The sequence below is a fragment of the Pantoea sp. alder81 genome (assembly GCF_020179835.1).
GTDB lineage: Bacteria > Pseudomonadota > Gammaproteobacteria > Enterobacterales > Enterobacteriaceae > Pantoea.
This window is the reverse complement of record NZ_JAIUDA010000011.1, coordinates 112,323-119,199: the sequence shown is the minus strand read 5'-3', so window position 1 is coordinate 119,199 and position 6,877 is coordinate 112,323. Positions and strand designations below refer to the sequence as shown.

Genomic DNA, 6,877 nt, shown 5'->3' with positions numbered 1-6,877 from the left:
TTTAATTATATCGAGTGTGATTACAATCGGTGGCGCCGCCACAGTGCCTGTGGGGGACTCAGCCCGGAACAATTTGAAAATCTGAATCTCGCTTAGGGCCGTGTCCACATTACGTGGGTAGGATCATGCATGGTTATCCGCAAAGCTGGTATTGCTGGCGGGAGGTCATTGAGTATCTTGCTAAAGACTATCGGATCATCGCTCCTGACCTGAGAGGACTGGGGGATACGACGCGACCGGCATCAGGTTATGACAAACGTACGCTTGGCCGCGACGTAATCGAACTGCTGGACAAACTGGGCGTAGATAAATTTGCCGTTGTTGGTCATGACTGGGGCGGAACTGTTGCTTTTGCGGTTGCTGCGGATAACCCCTCTCGTGTAACGCATCTGGGAGTGATTGACGTTGCTATCCCAGGCGACGGTCAGCCAAATATCGGGCAGGGGGGGAAGCGCTGGCACCACTCATTCCTGCAGACGCTTGATTTACCTGAAGCACTGATCAACGGGCGAGAAGAATACTATTTTGACTGGTTCTTTGAGAACTACGGTCACACTCGTGCTGCAATTACGCGTGAAGCCCGAGATGAATACATGCGAAACCTGAACACTCCAGGCGCATTGCGTGCGGGGTTTGCCTATTACCGTGAGGTTACGCAGGACATCCGTGATAATGAGGCCAGAACTGAAAAGCTGACGATCCCTTGTCTCGCTCTGGGCGGTGGCGGCTACTGGGGACGTGGTGGAGAAGTTGCCACATCCCTGCGCAGAATGGCGAATAAAGTCACTGAAATTGTGGTACCAGAGTGTGGCCATTGGGTTCCTGAAGAAAAACCTCAACTGCTAAGCGAATCGATAAGAGATCTGCTGTCACTCCCTTCTGACATGGAATAATTGACATGACTCGAATTCACAATGTACCTGATGATTTTGTCGATGAAATGATTGAGGGATTCGTTGCGGCCAACGCCGATCGCGTGATGCAGGTCAGGGGAGGCGTTGTTCGTTCGACCAAGGTCACCGAAGGCGAGGTCGCCCTGGTTATTGGTGGCGGATCTGGGCATTACCCGACATTCTGCGGTTTTGTCGGGCCAGGCCTTGCCCATGGAGCCGCCATGGGCAACCTCTTTGCGTCTCCCAGCGCACAGCAAATTTATTCGGTAGCCAAAAACGCCCATCATGATGGTGGCGTGATTTTCAGCTTTGGAAACTACGCCGGCGATACCCTGCACTTTGGCCATGCTGCTGAAGAGTTGCAAAAAGAGGGCATAGACTGCCGAATTGTGAAGGTGACCGATGATGTTTACAGCGCTTCAATTTCTGAAAAGAGCAAGCGACGCGGCATCGCAGGTGATTTTACCGTGTTCAAAGTAGCCGGTGCTTCTGCTGCGCGTGGTGACTCACTGGACGAAGTTACAAGGCTCGCGGAAAAGGCCAATGAGCATACCCGATCTATCGGCGTGGCATTTTCAGGGTGCTATTTGCCTGGGGCAGACGAACCGCTTTTTGATGTACCGAAAGGACGTATGGAAGTCGGTATGGGCATACACGGGGAGCCGGGTATTAATGAAATCGATACCCCTACCGCCGATGAACTGGCCGCATTAATGGTTGAAGCTGTTCTCGCTAAACAAGAGTGGCCTGCCGGGATCAGCACTGAAAAGGGCGCGCGAATTGTTGTGATGCTCAACGGCCTTGGCTCAGTGAAATATGAAGAGCTATTCGTGGTTTATCGCAAGGTCAATATGCTGCTTAAGGAGCGGGGTATCGTTATTGTTGAGCCTGAAGTGGGTGAACTCGTTACCAGTTTTGATATGGCTGGCGTGTCACTTACTGTTTTCTGGCTCGATGACGAGCTCGAAGCCCTCTGGTCAGCTCCTGCCAGCGCGCCGGGGTATAAAAAAGGATCAGGGATCGAATCTGAGAGATTAACTGCAGATGAAATGGCGCGAAACAACGAATCGTCAGCTGCGCTTAACCCTGGTTCTCTCCCTTCACAGCAGCTGGCTGCCTTTATACTTGCAAAACTGCGTATTCTGGCTGAAACCATCAATCTGAATGCTGAGCTGCTGGGAAAAATTGATGCCGTCGCTGGGGATGGCGATCACGGTATCGGTATGAATCGCGGCATACAGGCCGCGGTACGTGCTGCAGAGCTGGCCCTCGACAAAGGAGCCGGTGCGGGCAGCTTGCTTCAAATTGCAGGGGATGCCTGGAGCGATCGTGCTGGCGGAACCTCAGGTGCCCTGTGGGGAGCGGCATTGTCTTCAGCTGGAGCAAGAATTGGCGATGAAGCAGCGCCGGATCTTAATACGATGATCAGCACAGTACGAGACTCAACAGACGCCATTCTTAAGTTCGGAGCCCAGGTAGGCGACAAAACCATGGTCGACGCGCTGGTGCCCTTCAGTAAGGTGTTTAGTGAGAGTAAAGACCATGGGGGGACGCTTTCCGACATCTGGCTTGCGGCATCTTCCGCAGCCACTGAAGCAGCACTCGGAACAGCCAGTCTTCTTCCCAAAGTGGGTAGAGCCAGACCACATGCCGAGAAGAGCCTGGGTACGCCAGATGCCGGTGCAGTATCGTTTGCCATTCTGGTTGAAGCAGCAACATCAGACGAACCTTTGAGGTCTCATCCTTTTAACTAAAAAAGGCCGAAAGGCCTTTTTATTATTGGCTGATACTCAGCAGCGTTCTGACGTTTTTAGCACTGGTTGCGATGATGTCTATCGCACCAGTGCGAAGTGCGCCGACGATAGCCATTGCTTTGGTCCCCTCGGAAGCGATAGCGATTACACATGGGATTTGTTTGAGTTCTTCAGCGCTTAAACCGATGACACGATCATCCATGACTGTATTCACGTGATGCCCCTGAGCGTTGAAGAAATCAAACCCCGCTATATCACCGGTAACGCCTAAACGGATGCTGGCGTCATTAATTTCCTGAGGCGTAAACCAGCCTAACTGCACCATATAACTGTCACTGTTCATGTCGCCAATGCCTACCAGAGCTATGTCAGCCTTTCGCGCGCGATCAAGCGTTTCCTTAACCGTACCGTTTTGCAGGAACAAGGATTTCAGTTCCGCATTTTCGACGTAAGCCGGTGCATAAAGAGATTCACTGGTACCGCCGAACTTACGGGCAAGTAGACGACTGATATGGTCGGCGTTTATTACATCACCCGGTCGATGAGTTCCGCCAATTCCACAGATAAAACGGGTATTACGCGGTTGAATGGTGCTGGAAACCGTCTCGGCAACTGCCGCGACATTGCGTCCTTGTCCGACCGCAACGATCATATTGTCCTTGAGGTTTGCAGACAGGTAGTTAGAGACCATAGCTGCAACAAGGCGACGTTGCTCATCGGCATCATTGTGATCTATGGCAATTAACGCCCGGCTGATGGGAAAACGTTCAAGTAAAAGCTTTTCCAACTGCGTGCTGAAAACAGGATGATATTTAACATTGATCTCGACAATGCCTTCTTCCCGCGCTTTTTTTAGCATACGGCCAATCTTCATTCTCGAAAAGCCGAACTTATTAGCAATCTCTTCCTGTGTCACTTCGTCACGATAGTAGGCGATAGCAATTTCAGTCAGTATCTCGTAATCCTGTGCCTGAATGTCTTGTTCCATAATGACGTTACTCTCCACCTGCCTGAGGCTGAATGCAAAAGAACATTGTATCAGAAGTAGCAAATCTCAAGGAGAACTGCCGCGATTTAGCTGCGAAATTGGCGATGAAGAACACAGAGCATAGATGTCAGACTGACCTTAATGTAGAGCTGCAAGTAAGGCGGGAGTTAGTGGGTAAATCTGACTGTATAAAGGAGAATGATCAGTTAATCTCGGCTCAAAATAATAATGAGCCCGTTTGGGCTCATTATTCAGTATTTTAACCGTTCAGAAGACACTGAGCCTTTTTTATCAGGTTTTCAGTAGTAATGCCAAATTCGTCAAACAGAACGTCAGCAGGAGCTGACTCGCCGAATGAACGCATACCAATGATTGCGCCATTCAGACCGGTATATTTGAACCAGTAATCCGCAATACCTGCCTCAATCGCAATGCGTTTTGACACAGTTTTTGGCAGCACGGATTCACGGTAAGTCGCATCTTGCTTGTCAAAGGCATCCGTTGATGGCATTGAAACCACGCGCACTTTTATACCTTCTGCAGTCAGATGTTTGTAAGCATTAACTGCAAGCTCGACTTCTGAACCTGTAGCTATCAGGATTAGCTCAGGCGTTCCTTCGCTGTCTTTCAACACATAACCGCCGCGCGCCACGTTAGCCAGTTGCTCAGTGGTACGATCCTGTTGGGCGAGGTTTTGGCGTGAAAAGATCAGTGCGGTTGGGCCGTTAAGGCGTTCAATCGCATATTTCCAGGCTACAGCTGACTCAACCTGGTCACAGGGGCGCCACAGGCTCATGTTTGGCGTCACGCGCAGGCTGGCCATCTGCTCAACCGGCTGGTGAGTTGGGCCATCTTCACCCAGACCAATTGAGTCATGGGTATAAATCATTACCTGACGCACTTGCATCAATGCAGCCATACGTACGGCATTACGGGCATATTCCATAAACATCAGGAAAGTCGCAGTGTACGGCAGGAAACCACCGTGTAGAGCAATACCGTTAGCGATTGCGGTCATACCAAACTCGCGCACGCCGTAATGAATGTAGTTGCCTGCTGCGTCTTCGTTTATTGGCTTTGCGCCCGACCACATGGTCAGGTTGCTCGGTGCCAGGTCAGCAGAGCCGCCCATGTATTCCGGCAGGATCTTACCGAAGGCTTCGATGGCGTTCTGAGACGCTTTACGGCTGGCGATTTTAGCTGGGTTAGCCTGCAGTTGTTCGATGAACTTCTGAGACTCGGTTTCCCAGTTCGCTGGCAGCTCGTGATTCATGCGACGTGTGAACTCAGCCGCCAGCTCAGGGTGTGCTGCCGCATACGCTGCAAACTTCTTATCCCATGCGGCTTCTTTTGCCTGACCGGCTTCTTTGGCATCCCACTGTGCGTAGATGTCTGAAGGGACTTCAAACGGTGCGTGGTTCCAGCCCAGTTGCTTACGGGTCAATGCGATTTCGTCGTCGCCCAGCGGTGCGCCGTGCGAATCGTGAGTACCGGCTTTGTTCGGTGAACCGAAACCGATGATGGTTTTGCACATCAGCAGTGAAGGCTTGTCAGAAACCGCTTTGGCTTCTTCAACGGCTTTCTTGATGGCGTCTGCGTCGTGACCGTCCACGCCACGCACCACGTGCCAGCCGTAGGCTTCAAAACGTGCAGCGGTGTCGTCGGTGAACCAGCCATCCACGTGACCGTCGATAGAGATGCCGTTGTCATCATAGAAGGCAACCAGTTTACCCAGCTTCAGGGTGCCGGCGATGGAGCACACTTCGTGTGAGATACCTTCCATCATGCAGCCGTCGCCCATGAACACGTAGGTGTTGTGGTCTACGATGTCATGGCCAGGACGGTTGAACTGCGCCGCCAGCGTGCGTTCAGCAATGGCGAAGCCCACCGCGTTAGCGATACCCTGGCCCAGTGGACCGGTGGTGGTTTCAACGCCTGCGGTATAGCCGTATTCCGGGTGGCCTGGAGTTTTAGAGTGCAGCTGACGGAAGTTCTGCAGCTCGCTCATCGGCAGATCGTAACCGGTGAGGTGCAGCAGGCTGTAAATCAGCATGGAGCCGTGACCGTTTGACAGCACGAAGCGGTCGCGATCTGCCCACAGCGGGTTAGTCGGATTGTGGTTCAGGAAGTCACGCCAAAGCACTTCAGCGATATCCGCCATGCCCATTGGGGCACCCGGATGTCCCGAGTTAGCTTTCTGCACTGCATCCATACTTAACGCGCGAATGGCATTAGCGAGTGTTTTGCGATCAGACATTTTGTGCTTCTACCTCGTTAAATCGTTCCTTAATCATTAATTCAAGCTTGATCTGATCAACACCAAATTGTCTGATACCCTCTGCCAGTTTCTCAACTGCCATGGCGTCTGAATGGTGTTCCCAGTAAAATTCAGCCTCAGTCATCGCTGATGGTCGATCTCGGTAAGGAACTTCAGGGGTTAGCATGCGATTTAAAGGTGCGTTGGACGCTTTCAACACTTCAAGCAGTCCAGGGGAAATCGTCAATCTGTCGCAGCCGGCAATAGCTACGATCTGGTCTGTGCGGCGGAAACTCGCCCCCATAATAATGGTAGGGTAACGTCGTTCTTTGAAGTAATTGTAGATTTGAGTTACGGACTTAACGCCTTTATCACTGGCAACGTCATAAGAATTTGACGTCGAACGCGCCTGGTACCAGTCAGTGATCCTGCCAACGAATGGAGAAATGAGATATACACCTGCTTCCGCACATGCTCTGGCCTGTGCAAATGAGAATATGAGGGTCAGATTGCAGTTGATGCCTTCACGTTCGAGTTCTTCGGCAGCTCTGATGCCCTGCCAAGTTGCGGCGAGCTTAATAAGAATGCGTGAGCGGTCAATACCTTGTTCTTCGTACATTCTTATGAGTTTTCTGGCTTTAGAAAGGCTCATTCCGCGGTCAAATGAGAAGCGGGCGTCTACCTCGGTTGAAACTCTGCCTGGAACCACTTTTAATAACTCTAAACCAAAATTCACTGCCAGTTTATCTGATGCGTTAATCAACCGTGTCTGGTCAGAGCCACCTTGGGAAACAGCATATTTTATCGCATCATCAATCAGATTCTGATAGTGAGAAATCTCAGCAGCCTTAAGGATAAGAGATGGGTTGGTGGTAGCATCTTCGGGTTTAAATTGAGAAACAGCTTCAAAATCGCCACTGTCTGCCACAACAACCGTCATTTTTTTTAATTCATCTAACTGGCTCATTTTCACCTTCGAGATGAG

7 protein-coding genes are annotated in these 6,877 nt (G+C 51.1%); 4 read left to right on the top strand and 3 right to left on the bottom strand.

All coding sequences use genetic code 11. From position 1 onward, the window contains the following. The 3 genes from LBW88_RS23670 to LBW88_RS23660 all read left to right on the top strand — a co-directional run. The coding region (locus LBW88_RS23670) for an IS3 family transposase (protein ID WP_224933018.1) at positions 1–96 on the top strand (96 nt) is incomplete at its 5' end. Positions 97–125: 29 nt separating this feature from the next. Beyond that, on the top strand, positions 126–893 hold the full coding sequence (locus LBW88_RS23665; RefSeq protein ID WP_225031560.1) for an alpha/beta fold hydrolase: 768 nt from the start codon (positions 126–128) through the stop codon (positions 891–893). Between the two features lie 5 nt (positions 894–898). Beyond that, positions 899–2,647, top strand: coding sequence for a dihydroxyacetone kinase family protein (locus tag LBW88_RS23660; RefSeq protein ID WP_224934722.1), 1,749 nt, complete (start codon positions 899–901; stop codon positions 2,645–2,647). 22 nt (positions 2,648–2,669) lie between these two features. Here the strand turns inward: LBW88_RS23660 and LBW88_RS23655 are convergent, their stop codons facing one another. Beyond that, the gene (locus LBW88_RS23655) at positions 2,670–3,635 is read right to left on the bottom strand and encodes a sugar-binding transcriptional regulator (RefSeq protein WP_224934724.1); all 966 of its coding nucleotides are present in this window, start codon (positions 3,633–3,635) and stop codon (positions 2,670–2,672) included. 32 nt (positions 3,636–3,667) lie between these two features. On the opposite strand from LBW88_RS23655, the gene LBW88_RS23650 reads away from it, so the two are divergent. Then, positions 3,668–3,898, top strand: a complete 231-nt coding sequence (locus LBW88_RS23650; protein WP_224934726.1) for a hypothetical protein — start codon at positions 3,668–3,670, stop codon at positions 3,896–3,898. Here the strand turns inward: LBW88_RS23650 and tkt are convergent. Together tkt and tal are read right to left on the bottom strand one after the other, a co-directional pair. Beyond that, positions 3,895–5,892 (bottom strand): transketolase, encoded by a 1,998-nt coding sequence (gene tkt, locus LBW88_RS23645; protein ID WP_224934727.1) that lies wholly within the window; start codon positions 5,890–5,892, stop codon positions 3,895–3,897. The genes LBW88_RS23650 and tkt overlap by 4 nt on opposite strands. Next, positions 5,885–6,859, bottom strand: a complete 975-nt coding sequence (gene tal, locus LBW88_RS23640; protein ID WP_224934729.1) for a transaldolase — start codon at positions 6,857–6,859, stop codon at positions 5,885–5,887. Before tal ends, tkt begins: the two co-directional genes overlap by 8 nt. Positions 6,860–6,877: the final 18 nt, after the last annotated feature.